Here is a 25,238-nt window from a genome sequence, read left to right on the forward strand (position 1 = left end):
ATGAGCCGCGCTTCGGCGGCTGAGCGCGGTTTGTGGTTCGCACAATCTGTCACGGCGTCGTCGACTCCATTCACTGTCGCCCAACTCATCGAGCTGCATGGCAACGTTGATCACAAACGCCTATTCGCCGCGGTCCGCGGCGCAGTCACGGAGGCGGACGGGCTAGGTCGGATATTCCACCAGGACTCCGACGGCGACGTCTACGTTGCAGACAATCGCCCGATCGAGGTGACGCGTAAGCATCTCGGCGTCGAACCAACGCTCATCACGGCTCACGTCGAGGGCCGGCTACACATTGGCATCGACCCCGGCGTCGGCCCATGCGCGAGCATCGAAATACTCACCGCCGGTGAGCGAACCGCGATTCTCGTTGTGGCACACCATATTGTCATCGATGCTTACGGGCTCGGGCTGTTGGTCCGGCGTGCGGGTCAGCTCTACGCCGACCTCGCCGACGATCGCGTTTTCACGTCAATCACCACTCTCGCAAACGATTTCGACGCGCCCACGCCAGACGCCGCCGATTTCTGGGCACGCACCCTGGCCGAGTTGACCGGCCCGCTCACGCTCGCCGATGCTCCTCGACCGCATCGGATCGCGACCACGACCCATACGGCGCGCACCGTAGTCAGCGGCGCCGGTGGCCTGACCCGCTCCCCCGCCAGGCTCGCTGCGGCAATCGCGGCCTTTTGCTCTCGCCAGGCACAGACCGACGACGTTGTACTCGGCTTTCCGATGATGAATCGGTTCGGCAGTCCAGCGGCCAATATCCCTTGCAGCACAGTCAATGTCGTGCCACTGCGGGTCGAGGTCGGGCTCGGTGATGCACTCGACGTCGTCCTCGAGCGTGTTGCCGGGGCGATGCGTGCATTACGACCCCACTCGCACTATCGCGGCGAAGATATTGTTCGCGACCTCCGTCGCGTAGGTGTCGACGGCGCCGTCGGCCCAACCATCAATATCAAGCCATTCTCGTCGACGGTCGAATTCGACGACCTCCGAGCCGAGATAACTTCGCTGGCGCGCGGGCCAGTCGTAGACCTTTCCATCTATGCACTTGACTTGGCACACAACGGTACTGACGGCGATCTTGAACTTCTGATCGATGCTGACGCCGATCTCTACTCCCTCGACGAGCTCGTCCGCCTCACCGACACTCTCGGCGAGTTCGTGTCGCTCTGTATCGCCGACGCCAGCAGACCTATCGGATCGCTCCCAGTGGGGGTCATCGACACCGCGCGACGTGTACAGGCTATTCGCGACGCCGATCGGTCCACCGACATTCGCCCGGAGACTGTCCCTATTCTCGACGCGATTGACAGCCACCCCGACGATGCCATCGCGGTCATCGCCGACGGCGAAACGCTCACCTACGGGCAACTACGTATTCGGTCCGCGGCGATTGCGGTCGCTGCCGACTTCGCGGGACCGGAAGACATTGTCGCGGTTAAACTTCCACGCGGCACAGAGTTAGTGGCGGCACTCGTCGGCGTTATGCGCACCGGCGCGGCGTTCTTGCCACTCGATCCAGGCTTCCCGGCCGACCGAATCGCTGCCACCCTCATCGACGCCGACCCCATCGCCATCATCGAACCCGGCGCCGACGGGCAAGCCGTTGTCACGCGCCAGAATCAGCGCACCAACCACAACGCACCCCGTGTTCGGCCCGCGCACAACCACTCACCGGTGTACGTCATCTACACCTCAGGATCGACCGGCGCGCCGAAGGGCGTCGTCGTCGGCACCAGGGCGCTACGGAACTTCACCACCGCGATGATTCACCAAATAGGTTATCGCCCAGGACAATCGGTCCTCGCGGTAACCACTATCTCGTTCGACATATCGCTCCTGGAGACAGTAGTTCCGCTCGCCGCCGGCAGCACCGTGATCCTCGCCGCCACCGAGGACGTTCACAGCCCCGAGCGGTTGGCACGACTGATAGCCGACCATGAGGTCACCTACATGCAGGCCACTCCATCGCTATGGTCAGCAATTCTCGACTCCGGCCATGCCCCGGCGCTGGCCGGCTTAACGGTTTTAGTCGGAGGTGAACAACTGCCCGCCGACATCGCTAGTGCCCTCACAGAGTCCGCATCGTCGGTGACGAATATGTACGGCCCAACCGAAACCACAATCTGGTCGACCAGCGCCCCCGTCGTCGCCGAGGAAGCTCCCTCGATTGGGTTGCCTATCGACAACACCGGAATCCGCATCCTCGACGCCGCGCTGATGCCCGTCCAACCGGGCCGCGCGGGCGAACTTTATCTGAGCGGTGCAGGACTTGCCCGTGGCTATCACGGACGCGGTGAGCTCACCGCCACCCGATTCGTCGCAGATCCGTTCAGCACAGTCGGCGCTCGGATGTACCGCACCGGCGACTTGGCCCGCGCACTGCCCGACGGCAGGCTGATCTGTCTCGGACGTACTGATCACCAGGTGAAAGTCCGCGGCTTTCGAATCGAGCTCGGGGACATTGAATCAGCACTGTCGCAGCAGGATTCGGTGGACCGCGCGGTGGTCGTGGCAGATGACGGCCGACTCGTTGGCTACCTGACGCCTAGCAACGGACTCGATCATGCGAAAGCCGACCTCGACCTGGACGCGCTGCGAACCGCACTGGCCTCCCGGTTGCCCGACTATATGGTGCCGTCGACATTGATCGCCCTGGATTCGATCCCGTTGACTCCCAACGGAAAAGTCGATCGCCGGGCTCTGCCCAAACCTGATTTCGCCGCACTCGCCGGGCACACTCGGTCTCCACGCACGGATGCCGAGAAGGCACTCGCGATGGCCTTCGCGGATGTTCTGGGCGTGCCCCGGGTGGGAGCTGACGACAGCTTCTTCCTCCTCGGCGGCGACAGCATCGGCGCCGTGCGACTGGTCGCTGCCGCCGCGCGCGGCGGATGGACGGTGACGCCCCTCGATGTCTTCGACCACCCAACGGTGGCCGGGCTGGCACTGGTCGCCGCCGCGGCAGCCCCGACCGGCGAATCTGCCTGGCACGTCAACACTCAATCAACTACGACCGCCGAGATCGGCATCGACGAACTCGACGACTTGATGGAGGACAACCTACTGTGACCGCGGCGCTCGAAGACGTCTTGCCCCTCACCCCGCTGCAGGAAGCTATCGTCTATCACTCCACCAAGCCGCGCGCGGCGCGGGAAACCGATCCGTACTTGATCCTCGCCGATATCGAACTGACGGCCCACCTCGGGCAGGTGGATGCCGAACAGCTGCGCGCGGCCATCACCTCCGTCGTCAATCGCCATGCGGCCCTTCGCACCTCATACACGCGGCGTCGCAACGGCACACCGGTTGCCCGGGTTCACTCCGGTGCTGACGTAGTTCTGGACAAGGTTGATCGCGTTCCGGCGGGCGGACTTGACGGGTTGCGGGCCGCCGAACGCCTGCGCGGTATCTCATTGACAGCACCGCCACCGGTGCGCTTCCTGCTCGTCAATGAGGCTCCCCGACTCACCCTGCTGATGGTTGCCCACCATATCGCCGTCGATGGCTGGTCGATTCACCGGATCTTCGCCGAGATCGTCGAGGCCTACCGAGGCGCGGCCGCCTCCGCCGTAGCGCCAATCAGTGAGTTCTATCGGTGGCTCGGTTCACGAGACAATGACGTAGCCCCGTGGACGCGCGCGATGGCGGGTTTCGACGCCCCCACGCCGATAGCCGCAGCATTCGATCAGTTGAATTCAACGCTTTCCGCTTCTCCCCTCACCTCGGGACTGCCTGCGGCGCAGGTGATTTCGCACAGTTTCGATATCGACGCCTCGACGCGCCTGCGTGCGCTAGCGACGTCATCCGGCGTCACGACAAATACGCTAGTTCAAGTCGCCTGGGCCCTTGTTCTCGCCGAGGTCAACGACACCGATGACGTGGTATTCGGGGCGGTGGTCTCTGGACGTAATCCAGCGGTACCCGGCATCGACGAGATGGTCGGCATGCTCATCAATACCATCCCGGTCCGGGTGCGGCTCAATCCGTTCGAGAATGTGCGCGACCTGCTACGGCGGGTCCAGCGCGAGCAGTTCGCGCTGATCGGGCATCACCACGTCGCGCTCGGTGATATCCAATCGGCGATCGGAGTAGGTGAACTCTTCGACTCCATCGTCGTTTTCGAGTCCTTTCCCCGAGGCGCGGTCAGGCCGACTATCACGGATGAAAATACTTACCCGGCAACGCTTCTCGTTGAAGACGAAGAGAAGATCCGGGTCCTACTGGAGTACCGAGGTGTGCCGCCGCAGATCCTTCAGCGGTTCGTCGGGTACCTGGATTCGATTGTCGCGCAGCCCGACAGCGCGATCAGCAAGCTGTCAGTCCCCGCTATCGAAGCCGAAATGCCGCGCACACCCGTCCTGCCGTATGTACCGGTCGCGGCGCAGATCGCGACGGTCGCAGCCGATCGCCCCGACCACGACGCACTGATTTTCGGCGAAGAATGTCTTACCTACGGTGAATTAGACCGGCGCGCCGCACAATTCGCCCGCCATCTGGCCGAGCTCGGGATCGCCGAAGAGTCACTGGTCGCAATCGCGTTGCCGCGCGGCGTCGACCTGGTGGCCACGCTGCTCGCCGCCGCACGACTGGGTGCGGCATATCTTCCCATCGATCTGGAGTATCCGCGGCAGCGGATTGCCTTCATGCTCGACGACTCCACGCCAGATGTAATTGTCGATACGGCGACCTGTGAGCGGTGGCGTACCAGCTCCGTCGACGAGGCCGATCTTCCAGATCCCGCGCACCCCGCACCGCATGCGGCGGCCTATGTCGTGTACACCTCCGGCTCAACGGGTACCCCCAAGGCGGTAGTCGGCACGTCGGCCGCTCTGGCGAACCGAATCGCCTGGGCCACAACGCGTTGGACTGCATCGGTGATCGCCGCGAAGAGTTCAATCGCATTCATTGATGGCAGTACCGAGCTGCTCGCAGCGCTGGCTAGCGGCGCTACCGTCGTTCTCGCTCCCGACGACGCCGTACGGGACGTCGGCAAACTGTCTGACTTGGTCATCGCACGCGATGTCGACCAACTCACCGCCGTTCCGTCGCTCGCGACGGTCCTGAGCGAAACCACTTCGCTCGGACTGCGGCGATGGATCGTCTCGGGTGAGCCGCTAGCACAGATCACCGCGGATCGATTGCGCGGCACCGCTGAAGAAGTCGTCAACTCATACGGATCATCCGAAGTCGCCGGCGACGTCACGGCCGGCGTGATCACATCCGATGTACACGTAGGTTCACCGGTACCGGGGACCGGTATCGCGGTCCTGGATCGCCACCTGCGACCCGTCCCGATCGGGATGGCCGGTGAAGTCTATGTGACCGGTGTCCAACTCGGGCGCGGCTATCGCAATCGACCCGGCCTGACCTCGGTCGCGTTCGTCGCTGATGTCGCCGGTTCTGGCAACCGCATGTACCGCACGGGCGATCGCGGCGTGATCGGAGCCGATGGGCTGCTGCGGCTGCTCGGCCGAACCGACGCTCAGGTCAAGATTCGTGGCAACCGCGTCGAACTCGGTGAAGTCGAAGCTGAGATCCTCACGATCGACGTAGTCGATGAAGCCGCGGTCATCGCCAGAGCAGACATCGACGGCACCCTGCGACTCGACGCCTATGTAGCTGGCGACTTCCTTAACGGCACCGGCACGCTGTCCGCTGCACTCGCAACGTCGTTGCCGCAGTATATGATTCCGTCAACCTGGACTGAACTGCCGCGGATTCCCCGCACCCCAGGTGGGAAACTCGACCGCCGCGCATTGCCGGCTCCCCACCGAGTCATACGGACCACACACCGCGCGCCGGTCACCGAGGCCGAACACGTGGTGGTCGCCGCAATCGCAGATGTCCTCAAGATGAATCCGCCCGGACTCGACGACAATTTCGTCGATCTCGGCGGCCATTCACTGTCGGCGACACGCGTTCTCACCCGGCTGCGGGTGGCCACCGGTCAATCGCTCACGGTCGCGCAAATCTTCGACAACCCGGTAATCGCCGATATCGCGGCACTTCTCGATGCCGGTTCGTCGACAGTCGATGAGCCCGTCGCGCTTACTACGCGGCCAGATCCGCTACCGCTCTCGCCCGCACAACGACGCCTCTATTTCCAGAGCGGCGTCGACGACTCGGCGTACACCATTCCCTTCGCAGTGCGGTTGACCCCGGCCAGCGCAGTCGACCTGGCACGCCTACGAAACTCCTTGCGGGACATCGTCGAGCGGCACGAGACTTTGCGGACCCGCATTCGGGACAGTCAGCAAATCATCTCACCGATCGAACAGGTCGCGGTGGAGATCGAAGAGCACACGGTCGCGGATGGCACCGAAGACCTCGACATCGCGATCGCCGAACGCATCGCCCAGCCATATGATCTTGCCGCGGATTATCCGCTGCGCGCCAAGCTGATTCGGGTAGCGAAGACGGATCAGGCCGTGCTGTTACTCACCGTTCACCACATCGCCGCCGACGAATGGTCGGCCGCTCGGCTATTCGACGAACTCGCCGCCGGTTACAACGGCACACCGGTATCCGCGCCGGCGGTGCAGTTCGCCGATTTCACCGTCTGGCAGCTCAACCGGCTCGGCACCGAAGACGACTCGGAATCATTGGCGAGTCGGCAGTTGTCGTTCTGGCGGGAAAACCTCTCCGGCGCACCAGAAGAGACCGCACTGCCCGTGGACCGGCAGCGTACCGCCGACCGTGATCATCGAGGCGCGCAAGTCACGATAGTCCTCACCGCCACCGAACTGGCGGCGCTCGGAGAACGAGCCCGCGTCGAAGGCGCTTCGATGTTCATGCTCACGCACGCGGCGGTCGCCATCGCGTTGTCCGCATCGGGCGCCGGCAACGATATCGTCGTCGGAACACCGACCGCTGGTCGATCGAGCGTCGCCGCCGACGCACTCATCGGGATGTTTGTCAACACGCTCGCACTGCGCACCGATCTGTCGGGCAATCCGACGCTGTCGGAGATGATCGCTCGAGTCCGGCGCACCGACCTGGACGCCTACGCTCATGCCGATATCCCCTTCGACAGCGTTGTGCGCGCACTCGCTCCCGATCGGTCTCTCGCCCGGCATCCCGTTTTCCAGGTCATGGTGCAGTACCGCGATCCAATCGTGGCACCAGAATTCGCCGCGTTGACGTCCGATCCGGTATTCCCACCGAGCACGACCTCGAAGTTCGACCTGACCTTCGAGTTCGCGCAGTTGCCCACCAATGGCGGCATCACCCTGCGCGTCGAATACGCGACCGAGCTCTTCGACGAGGTGACCGTCCTCGCGCTCGCCGAACGGGTTCGGCACACCGCCGGACTACTGTGCACCGAACCGGACATGCCGATCGCCGCACTACGACTTGACCCGGGCACCCCCGCCGTGCCGGTGCTCCGGTCCGACAACTCTCCCAAAGCCGCGACCCTCGTCGACGTATTCTGCGCTACCGCAGCCCGTTTCGGGAACCGGCCCGCGGTGAGCGCGGGGCCCCTGACACTGAGCTACACCGATATCGACGAACTCTCCACCCGGCTTGCTCACCGCCTGCGGGCCGACGGCGTGCGTAGCGGCGATCTCGTCGCGATGAGTATCGAGCGCGACGAGAAACTGATTGTCGCGATCATCGGCATCATACGTGCGGGCGCTGCCTATGTGCCCGTCGACCCCGCATCACCCGCCGATCGGATAGCCGGCATCCTGTCCGATGCGAATCCCACTGTCACCGTGGACGATTCATATCTGCGCGCCGCGCTGAGCACCGACGCCCCGACTTCGACGCTGCCCGCGATACGGCCAGATCAACCGGCCTATGTCATCTTCACCTCAGGCTCGACGGGTCGTCCCAAGGGGGTTCTGGTGAATCACCGCAGCGTCGTCGCCCTCTTAACCGGAGCCTTACCGCTCTACGACGTCGACGAGCACGACGTCTGGAGCCTGTTCCACTCGTACGCCTTCGACGTCTCGGTCTTCGAAATCTGGGGCGCTTTGAGCACCGGGGCTCGTATCGCGCTGGTCGACAGGGACATCGCCCGGTCGCCGAGAGATTTCCGTGCACTGATCGCCGCAGAACGGGTGACTGTCCTCTCGCAGACGCCGACCGCATTCTTCGCGCTCGACGCCACCGATGCCGACGTAGCCTCGACGGATGGCGGCCTGGAGACGCTACGCTATGTCATCTTCGCTGGCGAGGCGCTGGACCTGAAGCGACTCAACGGGTTTCACTCTCGGCATCCGCAAGCGCGCACCATCAACATGTATGGAATCACCGAAACCACGGTGCATTCGAGCTTCCTGGACGTCGACGCTGACTTCGCGCGCACCGCACTGGGCAGCGCCGTCGGGCCGATGCTTCCCGGGTTCACCGGCCTACTACTGGATGGTTATCTGCGCCCGGTCCCGGCCGGCGCGACCGGCGAACTCTATCTGTCCGGTCCACAGGTCGCCGCCGGTTACCTGCATCGCCCGGGACTTACCGCAACCCGCTTCGTCGCCGACCCCGCGGGCACCGGAGCGTTGATGTACCGCAGCGGCGATCTCTTCCGGCGCGGTGCCGACGGTGAACTGTTCTATGCCGGGCGATCTGACACTCAGGTCAAGATCCGTGGATTCCGAATCGAACTCGGCGAGATTCGCTCGGCTATCGCGTCTGTCGAAGGCATCGACGATGTCGCGGTAGTCACTCGGACAGGTCCGGGCACCTCACCCCGCGTCGTCGCCTATGTCGTGGGCGACGCGACTGCCCAAACCGTGACCGCACACATTGCCGAGACGCTGCCCGAGTATATGGTGCCGTCCGCGGTAATCACCGTCGATGCCATCCCTCGCACGGTGAACGGAAAGACCGACACCGCAGCACTGCCCGCCCCCGAAACACCAACCACCGACGATTCCGCTCAGGCTCCCCGGACCGAGAACGAACGGTTACTCGCCGAAATCTTCACCGACACACTGGGGTTGGACACTGTCGGTGTCGACGACGACTTCTTTGCCCTCGGCGGCGACTCGATCGTCTCCACCACCCTGGTCAACCGCGCCCGCCGTCGGGGAATCATTCTGACACCACGGGATATCTTCACCCACCGCACGGTCGCCGCACTAGCTCGAGTCGTGGCCGCCACGAGTGACGAAGCAGACGACTCGGCCTCAGCGGAGTCATCCAGTGCGCCAACAGCACTCGGCCTCCTGCCCGCTTCACACCGACTACGTGAACTGGGCGGCACGATCGACCGATTCAATCAGTCGTTGGTCGTGGATACTCCTGCCGACCTGAACGAGGCTGTACTCGTCGCGGCATTGCAAGACCTACTCGATGCACATCCCGCGCTGCGGGCAACGCTCGAGGTTGTCGCCGGCTCGGTGTGGTCGCTGACTTCGGCTCCGGTGGGTACACCTCGTGCGGCCGACCTGCTGCGGGTAGTCGACATTGACGCACACGGCGCGATCGCCGACACAATTCGGGTCGAATCATTCTCCGCGGCAGGGCGATTGGCGCCCCGGTCGGGAATCATGGTCGCCGCGACCCTGCTACGTCCGGCCCCCGGTGAACCCGGTCGGCTCATCCTGGTGATTCATCACCTGGTGGTTGATGGTGTATCGCGACGAATTCTGCTCGACGATCTCGCCGCGTGTTACGAAGAGCGCAGGACAGGCGGACTGACCGCATCTCTTCCGGCAACCACATCGCTGGCGAGCTACACCGCAGCGGTGAACACCCTCGCCGCCGACCCGCGACTGCTCGGCGAGGCGGAACATTGGATTAATATCCTCGCGCCCGGCGGCGAGCTGATGCCGGGACGTCCCGGCACCCCGGGGACGGTCGGCGACCAGCAACATCTTGTCATCGACCTCGACACCGGAACCTCGGGCCGACTGGTGACCGATGTTCCGGCGGCCCTCGACGTGGGTATCACCGCGGTATTTCTCGGCGCACTGCGAATCGCGGCGTCGGCGGTCTGCGGTACCGCCGATCTGCTCATCGACACCGAACGCCATGGCCGCGACACCGATGTCGCGGGCCTATCCGCCGACCTTTCGCATACGGTCGGCTGGTTCACCACCTTCGCGCCGTTACGCCTGGCTGAGGCCGACACCATCGACGCGGCAGTCACTGCGGCCGAACAGGCATGGCGTCAGATGCCCGGTGCGGGTGCGGGATTCGCGATGTTGAGATATATCAACCCGCAACTCTCCGCAGCACTCGCCTCGCTCAGCCGTCCGAGTGTGCTGCTCAACTACCTTGGCCGGTTCTCTGTCGGCGGAGGTGTGCCCTGGCGTCCGTCTGCCGAATCGACCGCTCTGGCCGCTACAGCCGATCCCGATCTGGGCGCGGCCTACCCGCTGGAGATCGACATCGTATGCCGAGACGAGGCATCCGGCCCGGTCATCGCCGCGCGTTTCACCTATCTGCCTGATCAGCTCGACACCGACACTGTCGCCCGCCTCGCCGATTCCTGGCGCACCGCGGTGGAAACCCTTGTCGGGCAATCTAACTCTGGAGTTCGTTCATGACCACGCTCGACGCCGCCCTCGACGCGGACCCGTCATTCCCCGGTGACCTGGCCGCCGAACAGGTGCTACCGGCCCTGGCCGGACAACGCGATATCTACTTCGGTATGCAGGTGGCGCAGGATCCGACGCTGTACAACACCGGCCTCTTCGCCGAGTTTCACGGCTCCATCGACGTAGATCGGCTCGCTGACGCACTCTTCGCAGCATTGACCAAAGCTGAAGCGATGCGTGCGGTCTTCGCCGTCGTGGAAGGCGAAGTCCACCAGCGCATCTTGCCAGCCGAGAACTGGTCACTGGAATTCGTCGATATCCGCGGCAAAGACGCGCACGCCTGGATGAGTGCCGACATGGCGCGGCCGATGGATATTGAGAACGGGCCGCTGAGCCGGTTCGCGGTACTGCGCGCCGACTACAACACCATCTTCCTCTACGTCAAAGTTCATCACCTCGTGTGCGATGGGCTTGGACTGATCCATTTCACCACGGCCATCCGCGACCTCTATGACGCCAAAGACCGGAAGTTCGACTGGAACTTGTCCGCGGTGACCACCGCTGAACTCGACTATCGCAACGGCGACCGATTCGTGCAGGATCGCGATTACTGGTTAACGAAGATGGGTGACCGCCCGGAGCCGGTGCGGCTACTCGACGACGATCTGCCGCCCGGTATCGGCGCGGTAGCAGCTCGATTCGATATCCCAACCGAACAACTCTCCGTCCTGCGCGCGGTCGCCAGCGAAACTGGCGTCCGGCCCGCGGTACTGCTCATCGCCGCCACCGCGGCCTTCGCCCATACCTCCACCGGCGCAACGGATCTGGTGCTCGCCCTGCCGGTCACGGGTCGACTCGATCGGGTCGTACGAACCGCCCCGGCCATGGTGACCAGTGTTCTGCCCCTGCGCATATCCCTGCATCCGCGGGATAACCTCGCCGACGCGGCGCGCAAGGTGGATCGCGCGCTATTCGCCTTGTTGTCGCACAGTCGATTCCGCGGCGAGGATATTGGTCGCGCGTTGGCCGCACAGTCCAACTCCCCGCGACAGCCGTATCGGATGTTCGGCCTCGGGGTGAACGTGATGGCCAATACCACCCGGCAGACCATTGGTGGCGAACCTTTCGTCGCCCACGGTCTGGCGTCCGGCCCCGTCTCCGACGTCGAGATTCAAATTCAGTTGCGCCGCAAAGAGATGCCCGCCGAGGTCGTGATCCGCGCGGTGGAGTCCGCGGTTCCGCGAGCGGCACGTATCGGCGAGTTATTCGCCGAATTCATCGCCCTAGCTTCGCAAGCTCCCACCGCTCGCTTCGAGCAGTTGTCGACCGGTATCGCGCCCGCACCGATTCTCGAAGTGTCCGGGCCGGTTCCACCCACTCCCGCGATTCATCGACTACGCACCGCCGGAATCGATCCCGACGGACTACCGCCGCGCCGGCTGACCGCAACCGCTGTGCCCGGCACCGACGTCGCGGATATCGACTCCGCGCTCGCCCTCCTGGCAACTCGCCGTGCAGCACTACGTACCGTCCTGGCGCGTCCCCTGCCGATCCTGTGGACCTTGACCACCCAGCCAGCGGGTGCGTACCCACCGCCGGTGGCGGACTATGACGCGCAGACCGGCCACGTACAGATCGATCTTCCCGCAGCGCTCATCGATCCAGTCTCGGCCACGCTCTTGGAGACCGATCTGCAGACCGCCCTCGACGACCTCGCGGACCGGCGGCATGTCGACTTCGCCCCCTGCGCGACCCCCTTACCCGATATCGCTACCCGACTCACCGCCAGCGCGGCCGACCCATCGGCGCTGCCGCAGTGGCTGAAAATCATGGCCCCGGGCGCCGGCGCCGCACGTCCAGAGTCCGGAATCGACAATCGAGAAATGCTGACCATCTGTCGGCCCGTGGATATCACCGGAACCCGGCGTCCCCCACAGGCCGATTCGGCAGCGCTCCTGCCCGTCGTCACGCAGGCCCTCGCCCAAGTGTGGGAAGAGGCAACCCCTGACGAACTACTCATCGACCTGGCCGTCGATCTTCGTACCGCAGACGACGCGCAAACCACCGGCCCCCTGCAAGCACTCAATCCAGTCCGAGTCAATCCTCTTGCGCCACAACACACTACCTTGGCGGGGCCACCGCTCGACGCGTTGCGCTACCTGTCACCGCAGGTGGCCGCGGCCCTGGACGCCGCGACCGCGTCCGGCGAAATCGTCGACGCCGACATCCTGATCGGTGAGTACGGTCTGCCGACCGCGCACGCGTTGAGCGTCGATATCCGCCGCGTCGAAGGTCACTGGGTGGTCCAGGCGACCGCCGACCCGACTCGCATTCGCGATGCCCAGGCGATCCTCGATGCGGTGACCGTGGCAGTCACCGAGTTCGCCGCTGACACACTGATTCAGCTAGACAATTCGGAGCTGGCGACACTGGAGTCCCGGTACGGACCGATCGCGGATGTCTGGCCGCTGGCGCCGCTGCAGGAAGGGCTGTTCTACCAGGCTCAGGTCGACGCCGACGACGACATTTATACCGCGCAGTTCTGGCTGGACTTCGGCCATCGGATCGATGCCGATGCGTTGCGGAACGCGGCCGAACAACTGATGGCGGACAACCCCGAACTCCGCGCGGCATTCATCGACCATAAAGGCACCCCGGTCCAGATCATCCGTGCCGACGTGATGCCGAGACTGACCCAGGTCGATCTGTCGGCATTCGACGACGCGAGTTCATCCGATGCGACGCGGGCCCTCGACAAGGTCCTCGCCGACGACCGTGCTGCTGACATACCACTCGATGACGCCCCGTTGTGGCGGATGACGCTCGTCCGGTTGCCTGGTGGACGCGACCGGCTGGTCGTCAATCGCCGATTCATGTTGTGGGACGGCTGGTCTGGTGGCCTATTCGTCTCCCGGTTACTGGCCTATCTCAACGCAACCGCAGTGCCCGCGCGGGAGGCGTCGCTACGCGACTTCCTATCGTGGGTCGCCCACAATGACGACACTGATGCTCGAGCACATTGGGCTCGCCACCTGGACGGCTACGATGAGCCGTCCCTGGTTGCGCCGCGGGCCGCGGGCACTACTCCCCGCCCGCCTCGACGCATCGAGGTAGATCTTGGCGCTGACCTTTCGGAGCGGCTACGAGCAGACGCACGGACCGCCGGAGTCACCTTGAACACGGTGCTCTCGACTGCGCTGACTCTCACTCTGTCCCGAGTGCTCGGCCGAACCGATATCGCCTATGGATCGACCGTGGCCGGGCGACCGACCGAGGTTCCCGGCATCGATACGGTGATCGGTCTATTCCTCAACACGGTTCCGGTCCGGACAATACTGCGACCCGACGAGCCCGTGGTCGAGTTGTTGCGCCGGGTTCAAGACGACCGCGTCAACCTCATGGCCTATGACCATGTGCGGCTGGCGCAGTTACTCGAGGACTCCGGTCAGAACGCGCTGTTCGACGTTTTGTATGTGCTGCAGAACTTCCGTACCGATGAGGAGGAGCGCACTCAGTCCGCGCTGCACGACGTCGTCGGCGAAGGAAGCCTCGACCACACGCATTACCCGTTGGTTCTGGTGGTCAGTCCCGGAGCCGACATCTCCTTCCGTCTCGAATACCGAGACGACTTGATCTCCCCGGATACCGCGACGGGGATCGTGACACGATTCCGTTCGGCCCTGGAATCCATTGGCTCGTCATTGCATTCGCCGGTCGCCGCGGTGGATCTGACGTTACCGACCGATCTCGCAATGCAGGGTCCCGCGCATCAGTTGCCGCACCGCACGGTAGCGGGCCTGTTAGCCGACCAGGCCGCCGCTACACCTCACGCGACAGCGTTGGTTTCGCACGCCGCCACCGACACCGGATCAATGACCTACGCACAGCTTGATGCTGCTGTCGACACTTGCGCACAGATTCTGGCCGAGAACGGTGTCGGCGCGGAAACCGTTGTAGCGCTGGCTATTCCACGAACCATGCACACCGTGGTGGCGCTCTTCGCCATCCTGCGAGCAGGTGCGGCCTACCTTCCATTGGAGTTGGATCACCCCGACGAACGCCTTCGGGCGATCATCGACGACGCCGCACCACTACTGGTACTCACGCACTCGCAGGTGGCCGGGCGCTTCGCGGAGGTAGGTCTGCCCACGCTCCTCATTGATCGACTTCCTGAGGCGTCGGGATCGAATTGGGTTGCGCCGCAGGTTAATCCGGACTCTCCCGCGTATGTCATCTACACCTCTGGATCGACCGGCAAACCCAAGGGGGTCATCACCCCGTATCGCGGTCTGACGAATATGCAACTCAATCACCGGGAGAAAGTGTTCGCTCCGGCGATCGAGTTGGCGGCCGCGGTGGGTACCACCGGGCAACTCCGGATCGCTCATACCGTCTCGTTCGCGTTCGACATGTCCTGGGAAGAGCTGCTGTGGCTCGTCGAGGGACACCTCGTGCACGTATGCGACGAAGATCTGCGACGCGATTCGACGGCGCTGGTGGACTACTGTCGCGAGCATCGGATCGATGTGGTCAACGTGACTCCGACCTACGCGGCACAGTTGATCACCGACGGTCTCCTGACACCCGGCACCGACAACCATGTACCACCGCTGGTCCTACTGGGCGGCGAAGCGGTCAGCGATCCGGTCTGGACGCATCTGCGCGACCACCCCGCCACATTTGGCTATAACCTTTACGGCCCAACCGAATACACCATCAACACCCTCGGAATCGGCACCGACGAGTCGCCGACGTCGTCGGTTGGCACGCCGATCTGGAATACCACCGCGCATCTACTCGACCCGTGGCTTCGACCGGTGCCGACGGGTATCGCCGGGGAGCTGTACATCAGCGGCGCGGGCCTCGCCCGAGGGTACCTCGGGCGTCCCGATCTGACGTCCGAACGCTTCGTCGCAGATCCGTTTCACAGCGGTGGGCGTCTGTACCGGACCGGCGATCTCATGAAGGTTCGTCCGGACGGCAACCTCGACTTCCTCGGGCGCACCGATGATCAGGTGAAGATTCGCGGCTACCGGGTCGAACTGGGTGAAATCGATGCCGCGCTGACCGCTCTGCCGCAAATCGCCGGATCAGCGGTCATCGCGGCGGCCGATCCATCGGCACCCGACATCAAACGCCTAGTGGCATACGTCATTCCAGCGGACTCCGACAATTCGTCGCCCACGGTCGACTTCTCTGTCGTACGCCGAGAACTGAGTTCGGTTCTCCCCGACTACATGGTGCCAACGCTATTCGCAACCGTCGAAGCGTTCCCGATGACGGTCAACGGCAAACTCGACGTCGCCGCGTTGCCCGAGCCACAGCGCACCACCGTGCGTCGTGCCCCGACAACCGACCTCGAACGCACGTTGTGCGATGTCTTCGCACAGGTGCTCGGACTTGACCCGGACTGCGACGGAGAGTCCGCGGTCGGTGTCGACGACGATTTCTTCGAACTTGGCGGGCATTCGATGGCAGCGATGAAACTGGTTGCGGCAGTGCGTACCGCAACTGGTGCCGAGCTCGCGATACGGGATCTGTTCGAGGCGCGCACCCCCGCCGAGATCGCCCTGCGCGCGCGGCTTACCGGCACCGCCACCGATATTCCCGTCGGAGATCGCGCGGACAGCGTTCCGTTGTCACCGGCGCAGGAGCGCCTCTGGGTGCTCTACGAACTCGACCCGGCCGACGTGTCCTATCACTACGGCCATGTGGTGCGACTGCACGAACCGATCGATGTCGACGCGTTGCGGCTGGCGCTGTTCGATGTGGTCACCCGCCACGAGTCGTTGCGCACCGTCATCGACGATTCCGGTGCTGATGTGCGCCAACGCATCCTGGCGCCGATCGAGATTCCCGAGCTTCTTAGCGTCGAACGGCTAACGGCATCGCGCGATGCCGCGGCCGACTCGGCAGCGCTCACCGCGAGTGCCGCCGAAATCCTCACCCGCCCATTCGATCTACGCGTGCGGCCCGCGATCCGGGTCGGTGTCACCGAACTCCGCGACGCGGCCGGTGCGTTCACGTCGGCCATCGTGGCGATCGGTATGCATCACATCGCTACCGATGAGTGGTCCGACCGGCCGCTGCTGACCGATCTCACACTTGCATACGCGGCTCGCGTCGCGGGCAGCGCACCCGAATTCGTACCTCTACCAGTGCAATACGCCGATTACGCGCTGTGGCACCGGGACAAAGTCGCCCAGTTGGGCGATCAGCAATTAGCGTATTGGACCGAGCAATTGGCGGTTCTGCCCGCCGAACTGACATTGCCGCGTGATCGCGCGCGGGTGCCGGGAAGTCCGGGCCCCGCCGCGACCGAAACCGTGGTCATCGGTGCCGATACCCGCGCGAGACTCGCCGATTCGGCGCGATCCGCTGGCGCCAGTATGTTCATGCTGCTGCAAGCGGCCGTAGCAACACTTCTTCATCGAGAGGGTGCCGGCGACGACATCCCACTGGGCTCCCCGATTTCCGGACGCTCGGACCCGGCGCTGGACGACCTCGTCGGATTCTTCGTTGGCACCCAGGTCTTGCGAGCCGACGTCTCCGGGCACCCGACCTTCGGCCAACTGCTCGACCGTATCCGCACCACCGATCTGGCCGCGTTCGACAACGCCGACGTTCCGTTCCAGCGAATCGTCGAAGAACTGGCTCCTGATCGCGTCGCGGGTCGCAACCCACTATTCCAGGTCAGTATCAGCTACCTGCCGCTCGACAACGCGCCCGATCAATTCCTCGGTATTCCAGCGACTTTCGAGCCACTCACCGCAGTCGGCGCGAAATTCGACCTTGCGTTCACGTTCATCGATATCACCGCGACCGGCGAACTGACTGTCGCACTCGAGTACGCCGTCGAGCAGTTCGACTCCAGTACAGTGACCACCCTGCTCGACCACCTAAACCGAATACTTGACGCCGTTGCCACCGATCCAGGGGTCCGCATCCACGCCGTCGAACTCCTCGACGACGCCGCGACCGCCGACCTGCTCGCAGCGGAAAGCGGCCCGCCCGCAATGGATGACCGTCGCTCCCTCACCGAGTTGTTCCGATCGACCGCCCGCGCGCATCCTGCGGCAGTGGCCTTGCGGGACACCTTAGGCGGCGAGTTGTCCTACGCGGCACTGGATCGTCTCGTTGACCGCACTGCCGCTCGACTGCGTGATGTCGGCGTCGGACAAGACCACGTGGTCGCCGTTTTCATGGACCGGTCGATCGCACAATTGGTGGGGCTCCAAGCAGCGCTCCGCGCCGGCGCGGCATATCTGCCGATCGACGCCGACCTCCCAGACGATCGTATCGCTCTCATTCTCGACGATGCCGGACCGACCGCAGTGCTCGTTGACGAGGTCAACCTCATGCGCATAACGGGATTCACGACGGTGCCCCTTGGGGCGGACGACATATTCGCCGACCACGACGGTTCTGCCCCCGTAGTCGTCTCGACCAATCCGAACGACGCGGCCTACGTTATCTACACCTCCGGGTCCACCGGTCGCCCGAAGGGCGTCGTCGTATCGCAGCGAAGCATCGTGAACGTGCTGCGGTGGCGGTTGGCTACCTATCCCGGCGGATTCGGTACGGACGACGTTGTGCTGGCCAAGACGCCCGCGGGATTCGACGGCGCGGTTTGGGAGCTACTGCTCGCATTCGCGGCCGGCGCCTCGGTTGTCGTTGCCGAGCCGGGCGCGCAACGCGACCCGCGACGGCAAGCGCAGATCATCGCCGAATTCGGGGTCACCGCAACCGTATTCGTTCCTTCCGTATTCGATCTGTTCGTTCCGTACTTGAACCAAACGCCTACCCTAAGGTCGATCATCGCCGGTGGTGAGGCGCTGACCGCCGGTCTTGTCACTCGCGCTCTCGTGGCAGCGGAACACCCCGATCGCGTTGTTCCGCTACGCATCACCAACGCCTACGGCCCGACCGAGACGACGGTCGTGGTCACGGACGAGACTCTCGCGCGGGAGGTATCGGGGCCGGTGCCGATCGGCCGCCCGATCGCCGGCACAGATCTGCTGGTCCTCGACAATTCACTCAACCGTGTCGCCGACGGCAGCGTCGGCGAACTCTATGTACGCGGCGTCGCGTTGGCTCGGGGCTACCTCGGCCGACCGGACCTGACCGCGGCGGCGTTTGTGGCTGATCCGACCGGTGAGGCCGGCAAACGTCTCTACCGCACCGGCGACTTGGTGCGGCGACGTGACGGCGTTCTCTACTACGTCGGGCGCGCGGACACCCAGGTGAAGGTCCGGGGCAACCGCGTAGAGCTCAGTGAGATCGAGGCGGTCATCGGGGCGATCGACGGTGTCAGTGCCGCAGCGGTCGCGGTTACCGGTGAACTCCTCGTTGGCTGGGTGGTACCCGACGAACAGCCCGTCGAGCCGTCGACTTTCGCGAGCAGTCTCGCCGAGCGCCTCTCCGCTGCTCTGCCGTCCTATATGGTCCCAGCCCCGCTGGTGATCCTCAACGAATTCCCGCTCAATCACACCGGCAAACTGGATCGGCGGGCACTACCACTGCCGACACAAGCGGAGGGCGCAGCGCCGACAACCAGTACCGAAATCTCGGTCGCCGAGGCTTTCGCGGCGGTCTTGGGCAGCCCGGTAACCGACGTTCACGCGAATTTCTTTGCGCTGGGCGGACATTCACTTTTGGCTATCAAGGCCATCAATGCCATCCGGGAGTCACAACGGGCCGACCTGAGTTTGCGGGTGTTCTTCGATCTGCCCACTGTCGCCCAACTCGCCGCATATCTCGACAGTGTCGGTGATACCGAGGCGCAGTCGGTACCGCTGGTTCGGCGTGAGTCGACCGAGCCAGTTCTATCGTTCGGTCAGGAGCAAATGCTGACCCTGGACGCGCTCGCGGGGCCATCATCGACCTACAACGTCCCACTACTGTGGCGACCCTCGGCGTCCGAACCCATCGATATCGAGGTGCTGCGGGCAGCCATCGGCGATGTCGTTGAACGCCACGAGGTACTGCGCACTCGCTATCCGCGACAACGACCCGAACTGGTTGACCAGCCACTGGTGTCGGTATCGGTCGCCGCCGACGCCGCAGATCTCGCGGTGGCCGCGGGCTATCCGTTCGACCTCGAGACCGAAATCCCGATTCGCGTTACCGCGACATCGGATATCGCCGTGCTTACGATGCACCACGTCGCAACCGACGAGTGGTCGGCGGCGCCGCTGCGGGCTGATCTCGATGCCGCCTACCTGGCACGGTTGGCCGGCACGCGCCCCGACTGGGCCGAATTGCCCTTGCAATACGCCGATTTCGCCGCTTGGCAACGCGAGACCTGCTCTGGCGACCGCGCACAGGCCCAGTTGGATTTCTGGCGCACTACCCTCGCGGGAATCCCCGAAGAGTTGGCACTTCCGTACGACCGTTCGCGTCCCGCGCGACCGTCCGGTCGCGGCGACGGTGTATTCCTGCGTGTGCCAACAGAATTGGCCGACAAGCTGCGAATACTCGCGAACGCGACCGGAACGTCGATGTTCATGGTGATTCAAGCGGCCGTCGCTGTCCTGCTGTCGAGGCTCGGCGGTGGCGGCGATATTCCGCTGGGTACGCCGGTCACCGTGCGTAACGATCCGCGACTCGACAAGCTGGTCGGCTATTTCCTGAACACCGTGGTGCTTCGGACCGATGTCGGGTCGTCGGAGTCGACACGTGACCTCCTCGCCTCGGTCCGCGAGAACAACCTCGCCGCATTCGACAACCGCGATCTTCCGTTCGAGCGGGTCGTCGAAGCGGTGTCACCGGCTCGCTCCACCGCGATGAACCCGCTCTTCCAGACGATGGTCATGTATGTCGAAGGACAACTCGACCTCTCGGGTGACACCGCCCTGCCCGCACCGACGACAGCCAAATTCGACCTATCCTTCGACTTCGTCGAGGATACTTCGGGTTCGCACGCTCAACTGGGCGGCGTCATCGAGTACAGCACCGACCTATTCGACCGCACGACCGTCGAGGCGATGGCCATTCGACTGGAGTCGATTCTGCGCTATATGGTCGACGATCCCGATGCGTCGTTGCGCAAGCTCGACATTCGGATCGCCGCCGAATACCGCGATACATTCCGATCAGGTCCAGCGCCGACAACCTTCGCCGCATTATTCGATGCTGCTGTGGCCGCCGTCCCCACCGCCCGCGCACTATCCGGGTCTGACGGCACCCGCACATTCGGTGAACTCGCCGGGCGAGTGCGAGCGATAGCATCCGAACTCGCCGCGCAGGGCATCGGCGCCGAAGACGTCGTGGTGGTGTCGTTGCCGCGAACCGTTGTCGCATTGGAGACCATCTTCGCGGTTCTCTACTCCGGTGCTGCCTATCTGCCGATCGACCCGTCGACGCCGATCGAACGCGTCGCGGCCATGACGGAGCTGGCTCGACCGGTTCGAGTGATCGACAGCCTCAACGATCCCCTGTTGTCGGCGAATTCGGTTGACGTGCAATCGATTACCCGAGCACGACCACTACTGCCCGAACATCCCGCCTACCTGATTTTCACGTCAGGATCCACCGGAACACCCAAGGGTGTCGTCGTGCCGCACCGCGGATTGGCGAATCTGTTCGCCAGTCACCGGCGCATGCTCTACGACCCCGCTAAGGAACGCACCGGCCGGCAGCACCTCAAGGTCGGTCATGCGTGGTCGTTGGCCTTCGACGCGTCGTGGCAACCCCAGCTGTGGCTACTCGACGGACATGAGTTGGTCATTGTCGACGAGGACACTCAACGGGACGCGGAAGCTCTTGCCACACAGTTGAGTTCAGACGAGTGGGACTTCCTGGAGTTGACACCGTCACATCTCGCACGCCTTGGTGAGGCGCCCGAACGTATGGCTGCCATCGGATTCGGCGGCGAAGCGGTTCCCGACGCACAGTGGCAGCGACTGCGGATGCTCACCGAGTCGGATGCCTATAACCTCTACGGACCGACCGAAGGCACTGTCGACGCGCTGGTCGCGCGTGCTCGCGACACCGAGCACCCGGTAATTGGGCGACCAGTAGACGGTACTCATGCCTACGTGCTGGACACCTCATTACTCCCAGCGCCTGACGGAGTCGACGGCGAGTTGTATCTCTCCGGCGCTGGATTGGCGCGGGGATACCTCGATCGCGGCGATCTCACCGCGGAACGATTTGTCGCCGACCCGTTCAGTGCCGATGGCTCGCGGATGTACCGCACCGGCGACGTGGTCCGATGGACTCGCGAAGGATATTTGGAGTACCGCGGTCGCGGTGACGACCAGGTGAAGATCCGCGGGTTCCGAGTCGAACTCGGCGAAGTCGAAGCGACCCTGACGCGTGTTGACGGCGTATCGCAATCGCTGACCGTCGCGCGCGATGGACGGCTGATCGGTTATGTGGTCACCGAACAAGGCGCACAACTGGATTCGGCTGCGCTGCGCTCGGCGGCCCGCACGGTGCTACCGGACTACATGGTGCCGTCGGCGATTGTGATCCTTGATCGGTTCCCGACTTTGCCGAACGGAAAAATCGACCGCCGAAACCTGCCGCTCCCGACAATCGAGACCCGAATCCGTAAGCCGGAGAATGCGATTGAGAAGCAATTGTGCCAAGCTTTCGCCGACGTACTGGACCTAGCGGTCGATACAGTCGGTCTCGACGACGACTTCACCGAACTCGGCGGTGACTCGATTGTCGCGATGGCCCTAGTCAGCCGGTTGCGCACCGAGGGATTCACCGTCGGGCCACGCGACGTGATGACCTACCGCACGGCGGGTGAGCTCGCCGAATTCCTGCCTACCGCAGCGGCATCGACGGTCACGCTCGAGCACGTCGCGTCCGGACCGGTTCCCGCGCTGCCGATCGTGCGCTGGCTGCAAGAACTCGCCGATGGACGACCGGAAACGATTGCCGGCTTCCATCAGTCCGCACTGCTGACCGTGCCCGCTGACATCGACACGACTCTGATCGATCAGACCCTGCGACTGCTGCTCCAGCGCCATCACATGCTCCGCGCCCGGTTGGTGACTTCGGAGCCATCGTGGCGATTCGACATTCCAACGAGCGAAAGTCTCTCTGCCGGAATGTATCCCACGGTTGTCGTGGAGACCGAACGCGATGTCCACGCGGTTGCGCTACGCGCCCGGGCACGTCTGGATCCCCGCACTGGTGCGATGGTGTCAGCGAGTCTGATCGACTTCGGCGACGAGCCGGGTCGGCTGCTGCTGCAGATTCATCACCTGGTGGTCGATGGCGTGTCCTGGCGGACGGTGGTTCCCGAGTTCATCGCGGTCTACACGCAACTCGCCGATGGCCTGCCTGCCGATTCGGTGTCTCTCGCGGCGGCACCCACCGATTACGGTGCGTTCGTACGCGAACTCGTCGGCGAGGACCGGTCCGATGAATTGCCTCAGTGGCGAGAGACCATCTCGTCGGCGAATGCGCTAGGCCTGTTCAGCGACAAGCTGGATCCGCGCCGCGATGTTCAGGGCACCGCGCGGGTACACCGCGTGATGGTGGATTCGGACGTGGCCCAGCAGGTTCTCGGACCTGTTCCGGCGCAGCTCGGTGTCGCTATCGACGATGTGCTCCTCGGCGCATTCGGCACCGCGGCGGGCACGCCAACGCTGGTCGACCTCGAAGGTCACGGCCGCGTCGAAGAATTGGTTCCGGGTGCGGACCTTTCGGGCACGGTCGGGTGGTTCACCGCGGTGCACCCGGTCGCGGTCGGAGGTCCTGCGGTGCCGGCTGAGCAGGCGCGTCAGGTCGCCGAACGCCGGGCCGAATTCGCCGACGACGGAATTGGCTACGGGCTGCTCCGCTATCTCGATGGCGAGCAATTATCCGGAGCCGCAATCGAATTCAACTATCTTGGGCGATACCGATCATTCGGCTTCGATGACTGGGGCATGGCTCCCGAATCGGCAGATATCGGCCCGGGTGACGCGATGCCCGCCGGATACGGCCTGATCGTCGACATCACCACACTCGACGGTCCCGACGGCACGAGTTTGCGCGCGACGTGGACATATCAGCCACGGATCATCGACGCCGACGCCGTTGTGAAGTTGGCTGACCGCTGGCTCGACGCGCTCACCGAGGTATGCCGATCTCAGGCCCATGCATCTACCACCGATTCGTCAACACAGACAGGAGCGTCATGAGTGCCGCGTCCCAGGTCCTCATCGACCTCACCCCTTTGCGCGTCAGCGCCCCGTTTCGCCGGGTATTCGTCGCCCGACTCATCTCGCTGCTGGCCATTGGCCTCCTGCTGGTGTCGGTCCCGGTGCAGATGTTCGACCTCACGCGATCGTCGGCGCACGTCGGTGCGGCTACCGCCGTGACTGGACTTTGTACCTTCGTCGGAATGTTGCTCGGCGGTATGCTCGCCGACCGGTTCGACCGTAAATTGCTCATCATCATCGGACGAAGCGGTGCGGCACTGTCCTTCGCCGGTCTGGCCGCCAACGCGTTCGGCGCGTTCGGTGGAGAGCCGCTGGTGTGGGTGGTCTATCTACTCGCGGTTGTCGATGGACTGATCGGTGCGTTATCGACGTCGGCGTTGATGGCGGCGGTACCGACGCTCATTCCAGCCGAACATCTGATGGCAGTCGGCGCGATCAACTCGCTAACCGTGCGAATCGGTGCGGCGGTCTCCCCAGGTATTGCCGGCTTTATCATCGCAGGTGCCGGCGTCGAATGGGCATATACAGTCGCGGCACTCGGCGGCGTACTGACAGTGCTCATCCTGTTAGGTTTGCCGTCGATGCCACCGACGGCTCCGACCGGCGGGCCAGCGGCAGTGTCCACCCCCACGCCGGAAGATACTGCGGCACAACCTGAACCGCCGTCATTGCTCGACTTCTTACGGACTCAGCGAGTGGTAACCGGCGTGATGATCGTCGGCGTCGTGACCATGCTCGGCACCGGCTTGATCGCGCTACTACCGTCACTAGTCGCCGAGCGATTCGACGAGAACGCGGCCGCTACGGGCCTGCTCTATGCTGCGGTCGCGGCCGGCGCGATGGTCGCGGCATTGACGAGCGGCTGGATGTCCGGCGTCACGCGACCCGGCCGACTGCTTCTCATCGTGCTGATTCTCGCGGGCGGATTCCAGATTCTCTTCGGCCTGGCGCCGTTCGCTTGGCTGGCCATCGCCGTACTGTTCGTCATTGGCTTCCTCGATGCGGTCGGCGAGGTAATTCGATACGCGCTGATCCAGGAACACACGCCGGGGCCGCTGCTCGGACGGGTGAATGGCATTTGGATGGCCCAGGAGGTAGGCGGAGTCACCGTCGGTGCCCTCGTCGCGGGCCTCCTCGGAACGATCTGGGCGGCGTCGGACGCGATCGTCTACTACGGAGTGATTCTGGCGATACTCGGCGTCATCGCCGCACTGACGTTGCGCGCCTTGGTCGGAGTGCGGCGAGAACCGGCGTTGGCAACGCGCTGAACGTCGCTGGATCTGCGGGTGTCGGTGGTCTCGATACACCCGACTCGGCTAACGCCTCGCCGGCCACTCGACCAGCGGCAAAAGCCGATGGTCGAGTGCCGATCACCGATCGCCGGGGGTACCTCCCACCGATGGTCGAGTGCGCCCGACGAGCGCAGCGAGACGCGCGCGTATCGAGACCCCGCAACGCGAAATACCAACGCGGCCAAGATATCTCGGATCTCGGTGGTCTCGATACACCCGACTCGGCTAACGCCTCGCCGGCCACTCGACCAGCGGTGAAGGCCGATGGTCGAGTGCCG

4 protein-coding genes are annotated in these 25,238 nt (G+C 64.1%); all 4 read left to right on the forward strand.

What is annotated here, in order from left to right; translation table 11 throughout:
* From GOEFS_RS20785 to entS, 4 genes are read left to right on the forward strand one after another with little or no spacing between them, the layout of a single operon-like run.
* Positions 1-3,081, forward strand: coding sequence for a non-ribosomal peptide synthetase (locus GOEFS_RS20785; protein WP_007319930.1), 3,081 nt, complete (start codon positions 1-3; stop codon positions 3,079-3,081).
* On the forward strand, positions 3,078-10,511 hold the full coding sequence (locus tag GOEFS_RS20790) for a non-ribosomal peptide synthetase (RefSeq protein ID WP_007319931.1): 7,434 nt from the start codon (positions 3,078-3,080) through the stop codon (positions 10,509-10,511). The genes GOEFS_RS20785 and GOEFS_RS20790 overlap by 4 nt, the downstream gene beginning before the upstream one ends.
* Entirely contained in the window at positions 10,508-23,647 is a 13,140-nt protein-coding gene (locus tag GOEFS_RS20795) for a non-ribosomal peptide synthetase (protein WP_007319932.1), read from the forward strand. The genes GOEFS_RS20790 and GOEFS_RS20795 overlap by 4 nt, the downstream gene beginning before the upstream one ends.
* On the forward strand, positions 23,644-24,936 hold the full coding sequence (gene entS, locus GOEFS_RS20800) for an enterobactin transporter EntS (protein WP_007319933.1): 1,293 nt from the start codon (positions 23,644-23,646) through the stop codon (positions 24,934-24,936). Before GOEFS_RS20795 ends, entS begins: the two co-directional genes overlap by 4 nt.
* Positions 24,937-25,238 lie beyond the last annotated feature (302 nt).

It is taken from the genome of Gordonia effusa NBRC 100432 (assembly GCF_000241305.1).
Lineage (GTDB): Bacteria > Actinomycetota > Actinomycetes > Mycobacteriales > Mycobacteriaceae > Gordonia > Gordonia effusa.